Raw genomic sequence first — 18,227 nt, forward strand, 5'->3', positions numbered from 1 at the left:
AAATGAAACAGATATGGAGTAAAGGCGTAACTGGTCTTTTCGCACTTGTGTTTCTTTATGCGAGTGGTCATCTTCTTTATATCTGGTATGATTCGTACGAAAATAAGCAAACGTTGTTAGAAGCAAAAGCAATCTATTCTGATCCTCACTTGTTCCAGAAAGAAAGAAGCAGTAAGGGTGAAAATGCCTTTGACGAGCTACAAACCATGAATCAAGATATTGTCGGATGGATTTCTATTAATGACACAGTCATTCATTACCCTATTTTACAAAGTAGTGATAATGATTACTATTTAAATCGGAATTACAAAGGGGAACGTACAAGAGCAGGTAGCATTTTCATGGATTATCGAAACCACCCTGAAGAAGCGAAACACACCATTTTATATGGGCATCATATGAGAGACGGAACAATGTTTAATGAGCTAGAGCGGTTTACGGACAAAGCATTCTTTTATGATAGCCACGGTCATTTTTTTGACACACCAGATGGACAATATACGATTGACGTTTTTTCGGTGTATTATACGACAACAGATGTATATTACATTGAAACAGACTTTGAAGATGATGAGGCATACAGTGAATTTTTAAAAGAAGTACAGGCACGATCGATGTATTCATCAACTACCGAGGTATCAAGCAGAGATCGAATCATTACGCTTTCGACGTGCGATGACACTGCTGGTTCGGATGGTCGTTTTGTTGTTCATGCAAAGCTTGTACCACAAAACGCTTAATCGTTAGGACTTGAAACAATATTGTTATCTCTTTGTTACATTCCTTTGATCTCCTTCTGCTTAAATATAGGATGGGGAAATTGTAGAATGAAGTCGAAGGGGAATTCATATGAGAACCAAATTACGTACCGTTTGTTGTGCAATGATGGTTATCGTTATACTAGCTGTGTCATCGAACTCAGTAGTTGCAAACACAGAAGATGCACCGAACGTACATAGTGAAGCAGCGGTGTTGATGAGCGCAAAATCAGGAGAAATACTATTTGATAAAGAAGCCAATCAACAAATGTACCCAGCAAGCATAACCAAAATCGTAACAGGTATTCTTGCGATTGAATACGGAGACTTGAATGACATGGTGACAATTAGTGAGAATGCTGTTGATGTCATTGGAACTTCTGTCTATCTTTTAGAAGAGGAAGAGATGAAGCTAGAGCAGCTTGTACAAGGTTTATTAATCAATTCAGGAAACGATGCTGGTACAGCTATAGCGGAGCATATGGCAGGTAGTGAAGAAGAGTTTGCAGAGCTGATGAATACGTTTGTAGAAGAACAAGTCGGTGTTTCGGATACGCATTTTACAAATCCACATGGTTTATACGATGACGATCATTATACAACAGCTGCAGACATGGCAAAAATAACGAAGTATGCTATGAAGAATAGCACATTTCGAGAAATCGTCGCAATAGAAGAACTAGAATGGGTAGGTGAAGGATGGGAAACAACCCTGTACAATCACCATCAACTTGTACGCGATCATGAGAATGTAACAGGTGTGAAAAATGGGTTTGTCTCTCAATCAGGTTTTACACTAGTGACGACCTATGAGACTGATAACGATGAATATATTGTTGTTACACTAAATGCACCGACAACCAACGATAGTTACAATGATACAAAGCGACTACTTGATTATGGTGTGGATACGTTTGACACAAAAACGGTAGAAAAAGGGAAGCAGTTCGAAGACGTTTATGGGAACGAATATATTCTTGAACATACGACATCGGTTACGTATGAAAAAGATGCCGATCTGCAGTTTGATATTCGAAACGGATCATTGGTCATAGAGGATGACAAACAGATTATTCGCTCTGAACCATTGAAGCAGATTGAAGAAGATGAAGAAGAAGCGCTTCCTGTTGAGGTGCAAGAAGAGGAAGAAGAGCAAACGTTTATTGACCGTATCCTTCAATTTTTAAATTTAAAATGAGGAACAAGCAAGGCACAGGGGATGCCTTGCTTGTTGTTAATTTTCGGAGAAACTCTTCTTTTAATTTAAGTAGATAGGAGAGGGCTTTAAAAGTTCTGAAGCCGTAACAAATTGATACCCTTGATGTTTTAAAACAGGAATAATCAATTTCACTGCTCGCAATGTTTTTTGGCGATCTCCGCCACCATCGTGAAGTAAAATGACGTCGCCTCCTTGTGCATGATCGACAACGTGTTTCACAATTTCAGTTGTCGGCGTTCCAGCCCAATCCCGTGGGTCTTGATGCCAAGACCAGAGGAGTACATCTTGTTTTAAGTCAATGGCGGCATCAATAATATCATCTGTGTAGTATCCTCCTACCGGACGGAAATAAGTTGGACGTATATGAACCGTTTCCTCTAAAACTTGATTGGCGTGATCAATTTCTTCCATTAAATCCTCTTTTGTTATGGCCTCGTCATAAATGTGAGAATATGTATGGTTAGCCACTTCATGTCCTTCATCAAGCATGCGTTGGACGATGTCAGGATAGGCTTCGACCCATTTTCCGACAACGAAAAACGTCGCCTTTACATTATATCCTTTTAGAATATCCAGTAATTCAGGTGTGTTAGCAGGGTGAGGTCCATCATCAAAGGTTAAAGCCAGTTTGGTTTCGTCTGTATCAGCTTCCCAAAAAACTTTACCTGTTTGTTCATATTCATAACGTTCTTTAATCGCTGCAAAGCTAGCAGATGAATGAATGACGCTCAAGAGTACGATCGTAAGTAGAACGAGTAGCTGGTATCGTTTCATTTTCTTGTCCTCCTCTTAGGTAGCTTTAGTATGTGAGGATAAAGAAACCTTATGCATTCTAGGGGGCTTCTACTTAGGTTCACGATTGGTATCCGACTTTGCGCGATTGTTTGAGTGACGTCTTTTTAAAACAAAAGGCGAATGATCCTGTTATAAAGATCATCCGCTAGCCATTGTGGTTATGCACTTTTCTTTTGCGTTGAAACATGTTCTTTATCACTATTTTTTCTTGCCCAATAGGTTGCGACAATGGTTCCAGTAAAGTTATGCCAAGCTGCTCCAAATACACTCGGAATCGCAGCAAATGGCGTTAAGTGAGCAGTAGCAAGGGTCGCCCCGAGTCCTGTGTTTTGCATGCCAATTTCAATTGAGACCGCTCTACATTGACTAGGTGATAAGCGGAACGCAGCAGCAGCAAAATAACCAAGAATTAACCCGGCTGCATTATGAAGCATGACAGCGAAAAAGACAACCATCCCGGTAGAAGCAAGGGCCTCATTGTTTGCAGCGACTACAGCAGATAGAATAGCTAGTACGGCTAGTACCGATACGAGAGGCATTGCTTTTTCTGTTTGCTTAGCAAAAGTAGGCAAAAATCGTTTTATCGTAACGCCAAGAGCCACTGGAATGATAATAACTTGTACGATCATGGTGAACATGTCCCAAAATTGAACAGGCATCCATTGGTTAGCAAGAATATATAGAATTGCTGGAGTAGCAATTGGTGCTACAAGAGTAGAAAATGACGTCATGGTAATCGATAAAGGTAAATCTCCTTTTGCAAGATAAACCATAACGTTTGACGATGTTCCTCCTGGTACAGAACCAAGCAAAACGAGACCAGCTGCCAATTCTGGTGGAAGACTTAATAAGTAGGCAATGCCGAATGCTGTTAATGGCATAATGGTAAATTGAGCAACAAGCCCAAGAAATACAGGTAATGGATGTTTTGCTACCATTTTAAAATCAACAGGCTTTAACGTCATGCCCATCCCAAACATAATAATGCCCAGTAAAATAGGAACATAGCTAGCGATAGGTAAAAATGGTTCTGGTTGTAAGAAAGCAAACACGCTTGCACCTATGACGAAAAAAACAAAATACTTTCCTGCGAACGAACTAATGGTTTCAATTTGTTTCATACTCTCACCCCGTGTAGTGCTAATTAAAAATACTTTTGTTCTCTCTGTGTGTACATCATTATACATAGTTATCAGGAAGTCGTCATTATTTTTTTAATATAGTAATTTCTGCTAGCTTTCTCACTCGATTGATAAACACCATAAACGTTATACTGTTTTAGCTCAAAATGGTATGTCCAAAGATTCTAGGGCATACATTGTACTATCGACTGACAAAAAGGAGGGGGAAAGAAAGCAGAGCAAGTAACGAAAAAAAGGGGGAAATGGGAATGAAGAAGCTGTTAATGCTTTCTACCGTAACAGGCGCTATGTTTGTTGCGTTAACGGCGTGTGGTGGAGGGGATGAAGAAAAAAGAGACGTCGTAAAAGTATGGACGTATCCTGTTCATGGTGAATATGAAGGGGAATTAAAAGAATCCATTGCTGCTTTTGAAAAAGAGAATCCGACAATTAAAGTAGAGTATGAAGTGCTATCTTGGGCAGAAGGTTTACAGAAGTTCGATATTGCCTTAAATTCAGGCAGTCCACCGGATTTATATTTTGGTCGACCACTCGGGAAATATAAAGAGACAGAGCTTTTAGTACCTATAGATGACAAATTATCCATTGATTTAAGCGATTATGATGAGATAGCACTTGATCATATGACGTTAGAAGGGTCCATGTATGGCTTACCGTTATATCAATATCTTCATGTATGGGGTGGCAATAAAGCATTGCTTGAAGAATACGATGTCGATTATGAGAAAATTCAGTCAGAAGGCTGGACATGGGATGAATTTTATGAGCTAGCTTCTATCGGCGAACAGAAAAATGATCACGGTGATCAGCAATATGGATTTGTATTTCAAGGTGTTGATGAAGAGTTATTAGACCATTTAGCTCGAAATAATGGAATCCCTTATCGAATGACAGAAGAGGGTATTCAATGGGATGACGACAGAATAGTAGAAGCAATGGCGTTTATTGTGAAGTTAAGAGATGAAGGAATCATGCCAGCTGAGACTGCAGCCATTGATGCGGCAAAACGACAAGAAATGTATTACAACTACCAAGCCCTTTTCTACGGACGGGCAATTCCTTACGCAGATGCAATCGTTCAAAATCGTAACCAAGAGATTCAAGATGGTGTTACAGAAGGAAAAGAATTAGACTTTGTCTTGCTTCCAATTCCTCATCACGAGGGAGAAGTAGAGGTTTCACAAGGTGGGGCTGAAGGTTACTTATTATTCACACAAAATAATGCTGATGATGCGCATATTGATAATAGCGTTAAAGTACTTGAACACTTAGCTGGTGCAGATGCAATTGGAAAGACATCCTCCGCGCTCGCTTTACCGATTATTCATAAAGAAGCAGCTGATAACTATGAGCTACCACTTTCAGATGAGAATAGACTTGCCGCTGAACGACTTGCGAGTAACGTATTACCGCCAAATCCAATTACGAGTGAGCTTGCTGCTAAAGACGACATGTTTAAGACACAGGTCGTTGTTCCGACATTTCAAGGTCTAATTAGTGGAGAATTAACGCCTGAGGAAGCGTTTGAAAAATTTAAGACGGAAGCAGCAGCAGCAAAGTACCAACCTTAGTTAACCGGAAAGTAGGGGGCTCGTTTCTCTCCTCTACTTTCTTGATAAAGGAGTGCTTCTTATGACAGAAACCGTACAGGCATCACCGTCTAAACTGACCCTCTTTTTAAGAGACTACGGATGGTGTTATGTGTTCATTCTTGTTCCTATTCTTGTCTTTTTGCTATTCACGTTTATTCCAGTTATTTATGCGTTTATTATGAGCTTTCAACAATACCATGTTATGGGATCTACATTTATTGGGCTAGAGAATTATCAAACCATGGTTCAAGATGAAATATTTTGGCGCTCTATGCGCAATACGTTTGTTTTTACGGTAGCGACTGTACCGGTGAGCGTTGGAATTACGCTTGTGCTGGCGGTGCTTATCTTTCCAAGAGGAAAAAAAGTACAAACCTTCTTTAAGGCGTCATTATATCTCCCTACTGTTGCTTCTGGTGTAACGATGGCGCTTGTCTGGTTCTGGATTTATGATCCGACAAATATGGGGCTTTTAAATATGATCCTAAGTTTTATCGGTATGGAGAATACGATGTGGCTTGGAAGCAAAAGTACAGCATTATTTTCGCTTATTTTAATGAGCTGGTTAACGGGTCATGGTGCAGGGATTATTTTGTATTTAGCTGCCCTAGGTGGGATTCCGAAGTCTTTGTATGAGGCTGCAGATATCGATCATGCCAGCGGGTGGTCTCAATTTAAAAACATTACGATGCCGCTTTTAAAACCAACGACTCTGTACTTGCTTGTAATGGGGATTATTGGCTCCTTCCAAGTGTTTATGAGTATTTATTTAATGACTCAAGGTGGACCGAATTTTGCCACAACCACCATTGCGTATTTAATTTATGTACATGCTTTTGAATATTATCAATTTGGGCTAGCGGCTGCTGAATCCTTTGCCCTTGGAATTGTCATTATTCTAGCCTCTGTTTTTCAATTTAAACTAATGTCAAGTGATGTCGAATTTTAAAAAAGGGGGCATTGAGCGTGAATCAGCCTGCTTTTCACCATCAAAAAGACTCAAGCATAAAGCGCGCAAATGGAAAACGAATAGCAGCAAGAATAGTCAGTTACGCCATCTTATTGTTCTGGATCGTCATTACATTAATCCCGTTATATTGGATGCTTGTCATGTCTTTTAAAGACACATCCATGAGTGCATCTTTTTCTCCAGAGTGGTTTCCGAAAAACCCATCAGTTGCTACGTATATCCGCTTTTTTACTGAAACCGATGCCATGAGGTGGCTTGGGAACAGTTTGTTTATTTCATCGGTTCTAACGTTCACAAATGTATTGTTTTGTTCGCTAGCAGGCTATGCTTTTGCAAAGCTGCGTTTTCCTGGTAGGAATACAATTTTTTGGATGTTACTTGGAACGATGATGATTCCAGCACAAGTGACGCTTATTCCAGTTTATATTATTGTGGTGAACACGTTTCAACTAGGAAATACGTATACAGCGATTATGCTACCAATGTTTGCGACTGTAGGAAACATCTTTTTAATGAAGCAGTACATGTCAACATTGCCATCAACGCTTATTCAAGCAGCTCGAATTGACGGCTGTAGTGAATGGCGAATCTTTTATAAAATTATTCTACCCATCTCAAAGCCTGGTTTGGCTGTGTTAGCAATCTTTACATTTGTGGCTACGTGGAATGAATTTTTCTGGCCGTTCCTCGTTACACAAACAAGTTCAATGAGAACGATTCAGATTGGACTAGCGAGCTTTAAATTTGCCGAAGCCACCGACTTTGGTGCGATGATGGCTGGTTCAGTTATTGCAGCATTGCCAATGTTTATCTTGTTTTTTTCCTTGCAAAAGTATTTCTTACAAGGCATTACGATTGGTGCGGTGAAAGGGTAGGTGAAAAAATGGCAACGATAGTATTTGAAGGGATTACAAAAACGTTTGCTGATACAAAAAAAGGTGGTATCTTTACAGCCGTTGACGAAGCAACCTTCGAGATTAAAGACAAAGAGTTTCTTGTTTTCGTAGGCCCATCAGGCTGTGGGAAAACAACATCCCTCCGAATGATTGCAGGGCTTGAGAAGCAAACAGATGGAAATATTTATATTGATGGCCAACTTGTTAATCATGTTCATCCAAAGGATCGGGATATTGCCATGGTTTTTCAAGATTATGCGCTATACCCTCATATGTCGATTGAACAAAACTTAAGTTTTGGTTTAAAAAATATGAAAATGGACAAAGCGATAATAGAAGAAAAAGTCTCATATGCGTCGAGAATATTAGGATTGGATCAATTATTGGATCGAAAGCCACGGGAGTTGTCAGGAGGGCAACGTCAGCGGGTTGCGTTAGGTCGAGCGATTGTACGAGACCCTAAAGTCTTTCTTTTTGATGAGCCACTTTCGAACTTAGACGCAAAACTACGAGTGCAAATGCGAATTGAACTAGCAGAGCTTCATCAACGATTAGGGGCAACTATTGTATATGTCACCCATGATCAAGTAGAAGCCATGACACTTGGCGAACGAATTGTTGTAATGAACGAAGGAAAAGTTCAGCAAATCGCTTCACCGAAAGAGTTGTATGCACGACCACAAAATATGTTTGTGGCAGGGTTTATCGGTTCTCCGGCAATGAATTTCATTCCTGCTTACGTCCTGTCAGAGAAGCAGTTACAGATGGGGGAGTATCTCTTAGATATTCCTTTAGATTTACAAGACTATGTTCGTGCCTACGTCAATCGAAATGTCATGTTTGGCATTCGGCCAGAACATATTTTACTAGACCCAAAGGGGAATGTAGAAGTGAAGGTGAAGGTATTTGAACATTTAGGGGCAGAGAATCTTCTGTACTTTTCTTTTAATAAACAGTCTGTTATATCAAAAACGGCTGGAGAACATTTTAGTAAAGCAGGTGAAACGATAGCGATGACGTTTCAAACGGAAAAAATGCATTTATTTGATATAGAAACGAAACAAAGGATCGGGTGAGGCTATGTTTTCAGTTACATCGATAGTGCGTATAACGGCAAAAGATTTGTATCAGCATATTGTTTCAATTATCTCAATAAGTGTATTGGTCTCTCTTCTATGCGTCCCATTTCTATTATTTTTGCCGTGGCAGTTAGCGATTGCCTTTGTGCTTTTTTTGGGTGGACCAGTTTGGTTAGCGGCTGCTACTAGTATGGAAACGGTATTAACAAATAAAAACGTCCCGTTAATGCGAACGTTTTTCATTTCTTTAAAATGCCAGTATTTTAAAGCGTTAGGTCTTTCATTCTTTTTTGGAGGGTTTGCTGTTATACTCGTTGCTTCATGGTGGCATTGGTCGGTAGAGCAAAGCTATGTAGCGTTTGCTATCGCTTGTTTTCAAAGCTATTTTGCAGGAATGGTTCTTTTAAGTCAGCTTTACACAGTCCCACTTATAAATAAATACAACGTGAGCTTAGTAAGAGCTATGGGGATTAGTTTGAAATTATTGTTAAAGTATCCATTGTATACGATCGGCTGCTTTCTACAACTTATTTTATTTGCTGGATTGCTTGCGTTTACAGTTGTTGGGAATGCGCTTCTATTACCAGGTGTTCTTGCCGTGTTTTTAAGTCGGATGACAAGTGGTGCCGTTAGTCGGTCAGATGTTTTAGGAGATAGCACGTTACGTAAGATGGATACAGTGGAGCTATCATAGAAATGTTATCATCCTAGACTTAGTGATCATGAGTACCATCGGTCATTAAGTCTTTTTTACCGTCGCTAGTCTTGTGTTTACATCTGCTTTCCAATAAGGTAGTAACAAGGAGGCTAACTATGAAAATTCGTTCATTTGAAGAAAAAGATCGAAGTAATGTAATGGCGTTAACAAAACGATTTTTGCAATTTGGCTTAATGAAACATCGTGATCGAGTAGCGTTGGAACAAAAACAGGAAGCATTATTACTAGAATCCCTTCAGCGTGACGATTTGTCCCTCTTCATTGCTGAAAAGGATCACCATTTTTTAGGTTTTTTGGAAATGCGCTTACAAAGTGATTTTTTTACTAATGAGCGACAAGCGTACATATCGGCTGTTGCCACCACGTCTGAAGCCGAGGGGAAGGGTGTTGGGAAGCGGCTGATGCAAAAAGCAGAAGAATGGGCACAGGAGCACGAAGTGAATACAATTGTTTTAGATGTTTTTAAAGCCAATGAGCATGCAGTCACGTTTTACGAGACATTCGGATATCAACAAGAAATTGTTAAGATGACAAAAACGTTAGACAACTAAAAAGTACGCAAGGTTATTCCCTTGCGTACTCGTATCTGACTTTTTTTCTTTCAACGTTGCCATAGAAAATACCCGCGAAAATAATGGCGACACCTGCCCATTGCATGGGTAAAATCGTTTCACCAAGTAAGGCAATGGATAAAATTAGCGCAACAGGTAGTTCTGCTGTAGAAAGAATGGCCCCTAGACCAGAGCCTATCTTTGGCATACCAATTGAGAACATGAGTGGAGGCAAGACAATGCCAAATAAGCCAAGTAAAAAGGCAATACCGATAAATCCTGTCTCAATTCCAGTGAATGAAAGGGTTTCTGCTGTCGGTACAAGAATGATCGCTGATAAGAGGAACCCACCGATGGAAATGATAAATCCTTTTTGGACAACAGGAACTTCAGTACCGACCACGCCAGTTACATACATAAATAAAGCAGAGCAAAATGCACTAAGCAACGCCCAGAAGGCACCAACCCAATCAAATTGTACAGCTGTCTGTAAAACACCAGCTGCTAAAATGGACCCAGCTATCAACACGCCAATAGAAAGAAGGCGTCGTTTGGATGGTATTTTTTTTGCGAAAATAAATTCGTAAAAGGAACCAATCCATACAAATTGAAACAAAAAAATAACGGCAAGTGATGCATCTAATGTTTGCAACGAATGATAATAAAAAATGCCTGTAAGACCTGTAGGGATACCACAAGCGAGTAGAGCCACTACCATCTTTAAGGGTATTTTTTTACGAGCTGAGAAAAACAGTAAGATGGCTAAAATGAGAAAACCAAAAAAGAACTGTGTCATGACCACATGAACGAGGTCAGCTCCTTGTCCGTAACCAATTTTGACAAAAGTGGATAAAATGCCAAAGCAAGCACCCCCGATTAATACAGCTAATGAATAGAGCCATGTTGATTTCATTTTTTTACCTCCCTTAATTACATAAAAAAGCCACACTAGGCACGAAGCCCAGTGTGGCGGAAAAAGAGCAGTTATCGCTCTGAAAAGGTCCACAAGTTAAAAACTTTTGTTCGAAGTATACAGTTTAACCGCTCTTGATTGTACACGATATCATGAAAAAAGACAACAGGAAAGGTAGTGGACGAGGAGTGTGCTCTAAAAAAGCTCATCAACTGACTTGATGAGCAGAGACACGTTCCTTTAGTTTATGAAGGATTTGTGCAATGAGATTGATTGGTTAACTGAGGTGACCAGCACGCCATGATCGTTGCTTCTTTATAGTCGCTATCAATGGCATGAATAGCTTGAGGGTTTTTCGTAAGTAAGCCCACTATGTCAGCTGCCATTTGTTGATCTTCGTCAGCTGGTCGTGCCGCCAATTCTTTTAAGGCATGTAAAAATTGTTGATTAAGAAGATCATAAACAATGGCTTGTTCCATCCTTATCACCCTTTCGCCTTTTCACTCTAGTGTGTACCTGTTTTCACATAATCGCAAACCTTTTGCTTATGACGAAGATGTACTCTATCTTCATCTTAGGCAATCCCAAAAGAATTCATGCCTCTTCTTTAAAAAAAGATTCGTTTTCTTTTGTATTCGCTGCTTTAACTGCATTTCCTTTAGCGAAACAGAAGGACTTTTGCGGATTTTTTGTCGTTACTATTATAAATTAATTATTTAGAAAATTTACTTCATCGAGATTTGTGACTTTACTATAGCAAAAGCCTATTTAAAAGTAAATGCTTATTTTTTATGTTGACCTTCACGTTACGTCATCCACTATCGTAAGCATAGGAGGGGATACGATGATCATAAAGGTAAATGATCCATTACAACAATATGAGGAGTTACTACGGTGCGAGACCTTGGAGCAAAAACAACAATTTTTTCGCTATACGATGATGGAACCATTAAAGACGATGTGGACGTACTTGCAAGTGCCAATGAAGGCAAAACAACCAAATGGTTATGACGTTCTCTATGCTGCGGACATGTTAGGTTTCGCTAAATTAGAAGACCGGGAGATTCTGAAAGAGGGAGTAGAACGGTTACGAACTATGAACATAGTTGATCGCGGGGAACGGGCATTAAAACATTTACTGGAAGTAGCGAACGATCAAGGTTTAGAAGTGAGAGCGAATGCCATTCAATTAGGGATTTATTTAGCAGATGAAGAGAAGTTAAGCTTGCACGAAGGGTATACAGGGTTCGGTGGAATTCCAGGCTATTTGATGGTACTTCTGTTTCCGAATGAGCGAAATACCAGCCGTTTTGAAGGGTTGCTTGCCCATGAATTTCATCATAATCTGCGTTTTTCTTATTTTAATTGGAGCCATGGCGATGTAACTGTAGGGGAATACATTGTTATTGAAGGGTTAGCAGATGTTTTCGCAGAAACCATTTATGGAAAAGAGCAGCTCGGTCCTTGGGTAACTGGCTTAGATGAAGATGATTTAAATGATTCCATATCTGTTATAAAAGATGCCTTACACATTAAAGGTTTTGCAGAAGTAAGTAGCTATATGTTCGGTGATTCTTATGCAACAGAGAGAGGCTATCAACCAGTAGGTCTTTCATTTGCGGCCGGTTATGCAGTCGGATATGTTGTTGTTAAAGCGTTCTTAGAAGAGACGGGGTTAACCATATTTGAAGCCACACAATGTACAAGTGACGATATTATTACTCGATCAGCCATTTTTTAAGAGGAATAAGTGATGATTCCTCTTTTCATTTTCATCTATTTCGATTATTATCTAATTAGATGGAGGGATATCATGCAATTAAGTCGAATGGTTCATTTTCATAAAACGCTTGGGGATAAGACAAGAATTCAAATAATTAGCATGTTAAAAGCAGGGCCACTTCACAATGGTGCCATTGCAGGGAAGCTTGGACTTACTCCACCAACTATTTCTCATCACTTAACTAAGCTAAAAGAAATTGATGTGATATACCAACGAAGAGACAAGAACACCATCTATTTTCATTTGAACGAGTCGAAGCTCGAGCAAATGGCAGAAGCTATCATTCGTATTGGTGGAGATGACCGGTTTGAGTATTTCGATGTAACGATTGAAGAAAAGGCATCCGTTGTAAAAAGCTTTTTTAATCGAGAGGGAATGTTAAGCCATCTACCTGCGCAACGGAAGAAAAGACTCATTATACTCGAAGTGATCGCACGACAATTTGATGAAGGGCGCCAGTACGCTGAAACAGATGTTAATCAAGTAATTAAACGCTATAACAGTGATTTTGCAACAATTAGAAGGGAATTAATCATGTCTCATTTTATGTACCGAAATGAACAGCAATATGAATTGAATCCGAAAGAGATGTGGCCTGTTTAAGCAGGTTCTCTTTTTTGGAATCTATTTTGATAATTATCTAATTAGATGGAGGAAATATGGCAAGTATACTTAAGAAAGAGAAAGCCTATTCATATTTGTTTTGGAGTTCACTTTTTATCGAAATTGGTCATCGATTTGCTCAAGTTGCTTCATTTGCACTTGTCTTTCAATTGACAGGCTCAGGGTTCGCATTAGGAATCTTGCTCTCGTTGCAAGTATTACCAACAATTCTACTTGCTCCTATAAGTGGTATGCTAGCGGATCGATTTCATAAAATTAAACTGATGAGTTGGTCAGCGTGGGCTCGTGCCCCATTTGCCTTGTTACCACTTGTAGCGATTAGTGCAGGAGATGTACGGTGGCTTTTTGTCAGTACCTTTCTCACTGCTATTGGCAATGCATTCTATCGACCTGTTCGATTTGCTGCGATACCAGATCTTGTACAAAGAAAGAGCCTGTTGCACGTTAACGGAATGGAGCAACATCTGATTGGCTATACGCTTGTGCTTGGTTCTTTGATCGGTGGCATACTTGCATTTTGGATAGGGACAAACGTGTTATTTGTTTTGAATGCCGTTTGTTTGCTTATCGCGGCAGCCGTCTTAAAACCGATTTTATCTATTAAAACAAGAGAACAGCAGCCAATACCAACGGTCCGTTTACCTTTGTTACAAACAATAAAATGGTTTGTTGGCATACGGGTGTTACAAGTTTTTTTCATCATGATGCTTCTTATGCCATTAGCGAATGGGATTGATAATATTGTAATGAATATGATTGCTCTTGATGAATTTGAGCGTGGAGAGCTTGGCGTTGGCTTCATGTACGCCGCTCTTGGTCTAGGTTTTGTACTTAGTTCGAAGGTAACCATTTACCTTAAAAAAAACTATTTAATAATAGGGGTTATCATGATTGCGCTTGAAGGAGTCGGTCACCTCTTGTTAAGTCAATCAGTCTTCTTTTTACAGGCGCTGATTGTAGCGGCGAGCATTACGTTTGTAGGGGGGATTAGCACGATCTGCTTTGATACGGTCTTAATGAAAATCCTTCCTCCGTCAAAAAGGGGAGTGATTTCGGGCACTTTGTCCATGGTACAGACGAGTGCTATGGGACTGGCGATGGTGGCTGGTGGGTTTTTGAGTGAATGGTTCACTGCTTTTCAAATGGCATTCGTTATTGGATTTGTATATATAGGGTTTGCACTTTTCTTTTTCCAATTGGTGCGGCGGCTACAGATAAAAGCATCTATGCGTGAGTTAAGAGAAGTTGAAAAACAAGAGAGAGATATAAAGGAAAACTAGCCGTTCGCTGGTAAAATGATGGTATGATAAAAGGAGTTGAATAACTCATAGCTGTGGGGATTGGTAGCACTCTCAAGAGGGGGTGGTGCCGTGTCGGTTTTTGAAGCACTTAGTTTAGCTTTAGGGTTTGGGATGTTTATTCTTGCCTTAGTGACGTTGGTGCTTTTGCTGATTAAAAAAAATTAAGTCCCCACGATGAGTTGACGGCTCAGGAGGACTTAACTCTCTTCTTGCGCCAGTTCCCACTCTATGTGGGGTTCAGCACCCGTCTAGTGGTCGCACACTAGGCGGTTTTTTAGTTTACGTTAATTGTAAGGTTAGTATACCCTATTCAATTGGATTTAACCAGTTCCGTTATCACTTCATTTTTGTGATAAAAAAAGGAAATCAATTCATGGTGTAGAATATAATCGTTTCGGATTTTTTTATAAGGATGTGACTCAATTGACTGCGGAGCTTTTATTTACATCTAAAACAATTGGTCTTCCGACAACAGCACAAATGAATGAGCTACTCGCTGTTCACGGGCTAGGAACGCTACGTAGCTTTAATGAAACCAAGGAAGGCGCCATGAAGCAGACATTGTCTATAGTGTCTACTAAGGGAGAATGGATTGTAAAAGGAAATCCCGTCTATGAAGGACAGTTAGAGGAAGAAAAGTATGTTATTGATTGTTTAGCGGGAAAAACGTCTCTCCAAGTGCCAACTCCTTATATTGTTCATCACGATCCAACTATTCTAGGATTTGCTTATAGCATCATGCCAAAAATGAAAGGAATACATCTTCATGATGTAGCGGAAAAATTGATAGTGGCGGATCATTCTGCTATTGCTAGATCGTTAGCAGGTGTATTAAAAGAAATGCATGAATGGAAAAGCTTATCGTATGGTCAGCTCCATCCTCTTAATCATACGATCGAACCTTTTCATTCTAGTTATAAAGACTGGCTCTTTAACCGAATCGTTCATTGGTTCCATGACGCAAAGAAGTATTCAACCTTAACAGAAGGAGATGAACGTTGGTTATATGGAGAGCTGAGAAGAGCTAACGATGTTTTTTCTAAGATGAATGACCCGTGTTTTATTATGGGTGACGTTAAACCTGGAAACTTCCTAATAGATCAACTAGAAGGGCAATGGGCAATAAGTGGATTATTTGATTTTACAAATAGTTATTTTGCAGATTCGTTAGTAGATTTAACGAAAATGACCCTTTTTTATCAGAGGCATGACCTAGTAGACATTGCAAACCAATTTATAGCTGAATACACTACCGGACAACCACTAGTAGAGGTTCAGCTTCGTTTGCGCATTCACTTGTTACACCAACTTGTACTAGATTGGGGTTATTTCCATGCGATGGGTCAACCCATTGATGCATCGTTCGAAAAATGGGTGAGGACCGTTTTTATTCATTTGCAACTGGAGTGATTAGGAGAAACCGAATGTTTATGCCTATATACTGGGATGTAAGACGGTCAGTTGGAGGTTCTAGTCATACGACCTCGTTGTATTCGAGGTCACGATCTATACTGTAAAGGAAGGTGTGAAATGAACGTTCAGTTAATAAGAGCAGAAGTGGAACAGCGTCAGATACTTTCAAATTTAGTGCAGTTTTATTTGCACGATTTTTCATCGTATATTGATTTAGATGTAGAATCGAACGGCCGCTATACGGATTATCCTCTACTCGATTATTGGACAAAGCCTAAGCATGATCCGTACTTTGTGATTGTGGATAATTGTTACGCAGGTTTTGTTCTTGTTAAACAGATTGAGATTAGGCAACGACCTTATCATTCGATCGCAGAATTCTTTATTATGAGGAAGTATCGGCGACAGGGTTTAGGTAGACTGGTTGCTAGACAGATCTTCCAAGATTATGAAGGGCGTTGGCATGTTTCGCAATTAAAAGAGAATCAACCTGCGCAAACGTTTTGGAGAAAAGTCATTGAGGAATGGACAGACGGTGAATTTACTGAACACATTGGAGTGAGAAAAATTACGCACTTTTTCAATCAATACATCTGTGAGGTGGAGAGTGAATGTTTTCCGAGTATGGAAAGTTAAGTACGCAATTTTATGAGGCAACAAAACCAATTGGGTTTTCAATGTCTGGGGATATTGAGTTTTATCAGCAGCGATTAGCAGGCACTACAGGCAGAATATTAGAAGCAGGTGTTGGAACTGGTAGAATGCTTATTCCGCTTCTAGAGAATGGCTTATGTGTGGATGGTGTAGATGCATCAAACGATATGCTCGCTTTATGTAGAGAGCATTGTGAGAAACGAAACCTTCATCCATTTCTCATGACACAGAGGCTTGAAGAATTGGAGTTACCTCACACGTATGAGGCGATTATAATGCCTACGGGCTCTTTTGCTCTATTAAATGGCCGAAAAAATGCAATGCAAACGTTAATGCGCTTCAATCGACATCTCTCACCTGGTGGCCGGATTTTGATTGATTTGGGTTTTCCTAAGGTGTTTTCAGAAGACAGCCAATCGTTAAGAACAGTTGAACTCAGTGATAAAGAAGGAATTACCCTCTCTGTTTATGAGGTGGAACTGAACTGGATAGACCAATATTCACTTACCTATTTAACCTACCGGAAGTGGCGATCTGGTAAAGAGGTTGATACAGAGTTGCAACAATTTAAGGTACATTGGTACGGAGTGAAAGAATTTACATATATGCTTAAAGAAGCTGGATTTACATCTATACAAATGTCGGCGGACTATCTTCATGATAAAGCTCCATCGAAGGAAACATCGCTTATTACGTTTGAAGCGATACGTCGTTAATTGTAGTTTTTCATCATTTTTATCTAAAAGATAGTGAACATCTTCGTCTAAAACAAAAAAGCACATATAGGGATTTGCTCCTTATAATGTGCTTTTTATAATAGGGGGATAAGTAAAAGCGTTAGCGGATAAGCTCCCAAACATCGGCACGACCAGGAGTTTCACCACGCGTCCACCATTTTGCACGGTATACTTGACCGTTGTGTGTCACATAGTCACCGCCAACGTATGTTGCAGTTGACGTCCAAGCAGGGTATGCAGGTGGCTGTTCTGGTGAACCAGGGTCTGGATTTGGAGTAGGATTACTTCCACCACTGAATTGAGCGTCAATTACTTGGTAGAACGCATTTACAGTATCTGCCACGTCCCAAACACCAAGAATGACATGATAACCTGAGCGCTCAGGCACAGTTAACTGATGACTTACTTTCTGTCCTGGACGAGCACCGCCATCAAATTTTTCATAGAATGGAACAAGTTCAAATTGATCGCGCGTTAATGGCTGATTAGGGTTCCAGTTTGGTTTCGTAATATAATAATGCCATTTTGCTGTTGAATGCATTGCTGTTAGATGCCATCCAAACGTTTGATACCCACTATTCATGTTTACTTTAGACCAACGATTCGAAGATTGAGCATCTAGTTGTGGAAAAACGCCCCCAGCAGATGCAATCTGTCCATCTGGAATACTTGCACCAGGGAATCCTTTCGGCGCTTCTAAACTTTGCGGTTCATAAATGACGCCACCGCAATCTGTGTTTACGCGTTCGGCACATAATAACGCTCTAGACTTGGGAGATTCAATGTAGCCATGTGCACTTGCCGATTCTGCGTTTGCGAAAACAAACAAAGCAGATGCAAGTACAGTGAAACCAATTGACTGAAGAAACGAGTGACCTTTCTTTTTACCAATCAAACGAACTCCTCCTTTTTGTTCGCAAGTTCTGCTTGCGTACCTTCATTGTAACGATGTGTATTTAAAAAGAAATTGGGAAATGAGCTAGTCACTTTTTAAGGAAAAGAGGAAAAAATGAAGTAAATCGCAAATAATTAATAGAATAATCCGATAATAAAGTGCGAATGACCGGTGAGAAAGTGCTTTT

20 protein-coding genes are annotated in these 18,227 nt (G+C 39.8%); 15 read left to right on the forward strand and 5 right to left on the reverse strand.

Annotated features, from left to right (window positions below):
* Positions 1 to 2 precede the first annotated feature (2 nt).
* Both srtB and BK583_RS03590 read left to right on the forward strand, forming a co-directional pair.
* Positions 3 to 740, forward strand: a complete 738-nt coding sequence (gene srtB, locus BK583_RS03585; RefSeq protein WP_078440026.1) for a class B sortase — start codon at positions 3 to 5, stop codon at positions 738 to 740.
* A gap of 109 nt (positions 741 to 849) precedes the next feature.
* Complete coding sequence (locus tag BK583_RS03590) at positions 850 to 1,956, forward strand: D-alanyl-D-alanine carboxypeptidase family protein (RefSeq protein WP_055736794.1); 1,107 nt, start codon at positions 850 to 852, stop codon at positions 1,954 to 1,956.
* Between the two features lie 60 nt (positions 1,957 to 2,016).
* Here the strand turns inward: BK583_RS03590 and BK583_RS03595 are convergent, their stop codons facing one another.
* Together BK583_RS03595 and BK583_RS03600 are read right to left on the reverse strand one after the other, a co-directional pair.
* The gene (locus tag BK583_RS03595) at positions 2,017 to 2,751 is read right to left on the reverse strand and encodes a polysaccharide deacetylase family protein (RefSeq protein ID WP_055736795.1); all 735 of its coding nucleotides are present in this window, start codon (positions 2,749 to 2,751) and stop codon (positions 2,017 to 2,019) included.
* A gap of 179 nt (positions 2,752 to 2,930) precedes the next feature.
* Complete coding sequence (locus BK583_RS03600; RefSeq protein ID WP_055736796.1) at positions 2,931 to 3,893, reverse strand: bile acid:sodium symporter family protein; 963 nt, start codon at positions 3,891 to 3,893, stop codon at positions 2,931 to 2,933.
* A gap of 269 nt (positions 3,894 to 4,162) precedes the next feature.
* Here BK583_RS03600 and BK583_RS03605 point away from each other — a divergent pair, with 269 nt between their 5' ends.
* From BK583_RS03605 to BK583_RS03630, 6 genes are all read left to right on the forward strand, one after another.
* The gene (locus BK583_RS03605; RefSeq protein ID WP_055736797.1) at positions 4,163 to 5,485 is read left to right on the forward strand and encodes an ABC transporter substrate-binding protein; all 1,323 of its coding nucleotides are present in this window, start codon (positions 4,163 to 4,165) and stop codon (positions 5,483 to 5,485) included.
* A gap of 61 nt (positions 5,486 to 5,546) precedes the next feature.
* Positions 5,547 to 6,455, forward strand: coding sequence for a carbohydrate ABC transporter permease (locus tag BK583_RS03610; protein ID WP_055736798.1), 909 nt, complete (start codon positions 5,547 to 5,549; stop codon positions 6,453 to 6,455).
* 17 nt (positions 6,456 to 6,472) lie between these two features.
* Positions 6,473 to 7,351: a carbohydrate ABC transporter permease gene (locus tag BK583_RS03615; protein ID WP_078440027.1), complete on the forward strand. Its 879-nt coding sequence runs from the start codon at positions 6,473 to 6,475 to the stop codon at positions 7,349 to 7,351.
* 8 nt (positions 7,352 to 7,359) lie between these two features.
* Positions 7,360 to 8,448 carry an ABC transporter ATP-binding protein gene (locus BK583_RS03620; protein ID WP_055736799.1) on the forward strand — a complete coding sequence of 363 codons (1,089 nt, stop codon included), beginning with the start codon at positions 7,360 to 7,362 and terminating at the stop codon, positions 8,446 to 8,448.
* Between the two features lie 4 nt (positions 8,449 to 8,452).
* Positions 8,453 to 9,145, forward strand: coding sequence for a hypothetical protein (locus tag BK583_RS03625; RefSeq protein ID WP_055736800.1), 693 nt, complete (start codon positions 8,453 to 8,455; stop codon positions 9,143 to 9,145).
* 119 nt (positions 9,146 to 9,264) lie between these two features.
* Complete coding sequence (locus BK583_RS03630) at positions 9,265 to 9,720, forward strand: GNAT family N-acetyltransferase (RefSeq protein WP_055736801.1); 456 nt, start codon at positions 9,265 to 9,267, stop codon at positions 9,718 to 9,720.
* A gap of 13 nt (positions 9,721 to 9,733) precedes the next feature.
* Here BK583_RS03630 and BK583_RS03635 read toward each other — a convergent pair whose 3' ends face one another.
* A complete protein-coding gene (locus BK583_RS03635; protein WP_055736802.1) occupies positions 9,734 to 10,633 on the reverse strand; it encodes an EamA family transporter in 900 nt (299 codons plus the stop codon).
* A gap of 245 nt (positions 10,634 to 10,878) precedes the next feature.
* Positions 10,879 to 11,112, reverse strand: a complete 234-nt coding sequence (locus BK583_RS03640) for a hypothetical protein (protein WP_038483422.1) — start codon at positions 11,110 to 11,112, stop codon at positions 10,879 to 10,881.
* A 365-nt stretch (positions 11,113 to 11,477) separates the two neighbouring features.
* Here BK583_RS03640 and BK583_RS03645 point away from each other — a divergent pair, with 365 nt between their 5' ends.
* The 7 genes from BK583_RS03645 to BK583_RS03675 all read left to right on the forward strand — a co-directional run bounded on the left by BK583_RS03645 (position 11,478) and on the right by BK583_RS03675 (position 17,124).
* Positions 11,478 to 12,374 carry a DUF2268 domain-containing putative Zn-dependent protease gene (locus tag BK583_RS03645; protein WP_055736803.1) on the forward strand — a complete coding sequence of 299 codons (897 nt, stop codon included), beginning with the start codon at positions 11,478 to 11,480 and terminating at the stop codon, positions 12,372 to 12,374.
* Between the two features lie 72 nt (positions 12,375 to 12,446).
* On the forward strand, positions 12,447 to 13,019 hold the full coding sequence (locus tag BK583_RS03650; protein ID WP_055736804.1) for a DUF2087 domain-containing protein: 573 nt from the start codon (positions 12,447 to 12,449) through the stop codon (positions 13,017 to 13,019).
* 56 nt (positions 13,020 to 13,075) lie between these two features.
* On the forward strand, positions 13,076 to 14,320 hold the full coding sequence (locus BK583_RS03655; RefSeq protein WP_055736805.1) for an MFS transporter: 1,245 nt from the start codon (positions 13,076 to 13,078) through the stop codon (positions 14,318 to 14,320).
* A 90-nt stretch (positions 14,321 to 14,410) separates the two neighbouring features.
* Positions 14,411 to 14,506 (forward strand): putative holin-like toxin, encoded by a 96-nt coding sequence (locus tag BK583_RS21370; protein WP_038483411.1) that lies wholly within the window; start codon positions 14,411 to 14,413, stop codon positions 14,504 to 14,506.
* A 258-nt stretch (positions 14,507 to 14,764) separates the two neighbouring features.
* Entirely contained in the window at positions 14,765 to 15,751 is a 987-nt protein-coding gene (locus BK583_RS03665) for a phosphotransferase family protein (protein ID WP_055736806.1), read from the forward strand.
* Positions 15,752 to 15,871: 120 nt separating this feature from the next.
* Positions 15,872 to 16,390, forward strand: a complete 519-nt coding sequence (locus tag BK583_RS03670; protein ID WP_038483408.1) for a GNAT family N-acetyltransferase — start codon at positions 15,872 to 15,874, stop codon at positions 16,388 to 16,390.
* Positions 16,366 to 17,124 carry a class I SAM-dependent methyltransferase gene (locus BK583_RS03675; RefSeq protein WP_055736807.1) on the forward strand — a complete coding sequence of 253 codons (759 nt, stop codon included), beginning with the start codon at positions 16,366 to 16,368 and terminating at the stop codon, positions 17,122 to 17,124. Before BK583_RS03670 ends, BK583_RS03675 begins: the two co-directional genes overlap by 25 nt.
* A gap of 121 nt (positions 17,125 to 17,245) precedes the next feature.
* On the opposite strand, the gene BK583_RS03680 is transcribed toward BK583_RS03675, so the two are convergent.
* A complete protein-coding gene (locus BK583_RS03680) occupies positions 17,246 to 18,037 on the reverse strand; it encodes a lytic polysaccharide monooxygenase (protein WP_055736915.1) in 792 nt (263 codons plus the stop codon).
* Positions 18,038 to 18,227: the final 190 nt, after the last annotated feature.

The sequence above is a fragment of the Shouchella oshimensis genome (genome assembly GCF_002019765.1).
In the GTDB taxonomy this organism is placed as follows: Bacteria; Bacillota; Bacilli; order Bacillales; family Bacillaceae_D; genus Shouchella; species Shouchella oshimensis.

Coding starts and splice junctions, on each gene's coding strand:
- srtB (WP_078440026.1), top strand. CDS start 3: ATGAAACAGATATGGAGTAAAGGCGTAACTGGTCTTTTCGCACTTGTG.
- BK583_RS03590 (WP_055736794.1), top strand. CDS start 850: ATGAGAACCAAATTACGTACCGTTTGTTGTGCAATGATGGTTATCGTT.
- BK583_RS03595 (WP_055736795.1), bottom strand. CDS start 2,751: ATGAAACGATACCAGCTACTCGTTCTACTTACGATCGTACTCTTGAGC.
- BK583_RS03600 (WP_055736796.1), bottom strand. CDS start 3,893: ATGAAACAAATTGAAACCATTAGTTCGTTCGCAGGAAAGTATTTTGTT.
- BK583_RS03605 (WP_055736797.1), top strand. CDS start 4,163: ATGAAGAAGCTGTTAATGCTTTCTACCGTAACAGGCGCTATGTTTGTT.
- BK583_RS03610 (WP_055736798.1), top strand. CDS start 5,547: ATGACAGAAACCGTACAGGCATCACCGTCTAAACTGACCCTCTTTTTA.
- BK583_RS03620 (WP_055736799.1), top strand. CDS start 7,360: ATGGCAACGATAGTATTTGAAGGGATTACAAAAACGTTTGCTGATACA.
- BK583_RS03625 (WP_055736800.1), top strand. CDS start 8,453: ATGTTTTCAGTTACATCGATAGTGCGTATAACGGCAAAAGATTTGTAT.
- BK583_RS03630 (WP_055736801.1), top strand. CDS start 9,265: ATGAAAATTCGTTCATTTGAAGAAAAAGATCGAAGTAATGTAATGGCG.
- BK583_RS03635 (WP_055736802.1), bottom strand. CDS start 10,633: ATGAAATCAACATGGCTCTATTCATTAGCTGTATTAATCGGGGGTGCT.
- BK583_RS03640 (WP_038483422.1), bottom strand. CDS start 11,112: ATGGAACAAGCCATTGTTTATGATCTTCTTAATCAACAATTTTTACAT.
- BK583_RS03645 (WP_055736803.1), top strand. CDS start 11,478: ATGATCATAAAGGTAAATGATCCATTACAACAATATGAGGAGTTACTA.
- BK583_RS03650 (WP_055736804.1), top strand. CDS start 12,447: ATGCAATTAAGTCGAATGGTTCATTTTCATAAAACGCTTGGGGATAAG.
- BK583_RS03655 (WP_055736805.1), top strand. CDS start 13,076: ATGGCAAGTATACTTAAGAAAGAGAAAGCCTATTCATATTTGTTTTGG.
- BK583_RS03670 (WP_038483408.1), top strand. CDS start 15,872: ATGAACGTTCAGTTAATAAGAGCAGAAGTGGAACAGCGTCAGATACTT.
- BK583_RS03675 (WP_055736807.1), top strand. CDS start 16,366: ATGTTTTCCGAGTATGGAAAGTTAAGTACGCAATTTTATGAGGCAACA.